The organism is Pseudoalteromonas sp. S558 (assembly GCF_005886635.1).
Classification (GTDB): domain Bacteria; phylum Pseudomonadota; class Gammaproteobacteria; order Enterobacterales; family Alteromonadaceae; genus Pseudoalteromonas; species Pseudoalteromonas aliena.
This window is the reverse complement of sequence record NZ_PNDU01000337.1, coordinates 1-828: the sequence shown is the minus strand read 5'-3', so window position 1 is coordinate 828 and position 828 is coordinate 1. Positions and strand designations below refer to the sequence as shown.

General features: G+C 35.9%; 1 protein-coding gene. It reads left to right on the top strand.

Going from position 1 to position 828, the window contains the following annotated elements; genetic code table 11:
* The first annotated feature begins 223 nt into the window (after nt 1–223).
* A complete protein-coding gene (locus tag CWB66_RS18710; RefSeq protein ID WP_138586548.1) occupies nt 224–715 on the top strand; it encodes a DUF5071 domain-containing protein in 492 nt (163 codons plus the stop codon).
* The last annotated feature ends 113 nt before the right edge of the window (nt 716–828 follow it).

Sequence of the window (828 nt, the reverse complement as noted above, 5' to 3'; positions counted from 1 at the left end):
AATCACTGTACCACTACACTTTTAACCTCAAATAAGCCACTCAGACACCTGCAATCCCTTCCAAAACGCCAATTAAAACAATATCAAACACTTCTTTATATGCTGCGTAAAAGTACAGTAATAGATTGAACCAAAATAGGAACTCAGCTATGGTTTGTTTATCAATAAAAACAAATTTAAAAACGAGTTAATCTACAGGCTCGTTAGCTTCTCTGGAATCATTATGATAAAAGATAAATCAGATATTGAGTCAGTAAAAAAAATAATATCCATAGGGTATCCTGATAACCAAAAGTACCTTGAAGAATTGCTTGATTGGACTGCAGACCCTAATTGGCCAATAGCAGGAGAAATATATCAATACTTTGTTTCTCTTGGTAAAAAAGAAGTTGTACGAGTAATATCTTTTGCAATGCGAGAAACCACAGATCTATGGTGGACATCTAATATCATCACAAGCATTATTGCATATTATGATAATGACACAATTGAAGAATGTATACCTTGGCTTACTGTCGTTGCTGGGAATGCTGGATCTGAGGAGTGTGAAATTCAGGCCCTTAAAATATTGGCATCTCGGAAGCTTATAAGTGATGCAGAAATATCAAAGATTGCAAAACGAAATTTGTTTGTATACAACATGTATATTAAGGAAACATTAGATATAGCTGAAGGTTCAATATATAACTTTCCATTATCAAAACATACACTATAAAGCTAATCGGGTAGCCGGAGGTCTCTAACCTCCAGCCCCCACACCACCCATCATGCGGGTCCGCAATGGGCGGTTCATCTCCCGTAATGAATATTGATCCAAATATGATTCTA

Coding starts and splice junctions, on each gene's coding strand:
- CWB66_RS18710 (WP_138586548.1), top strand. CDS start 224: ATGATAAAAGATAAATCAGATATTGAGTCAGTAAAAAAAATAATATCC.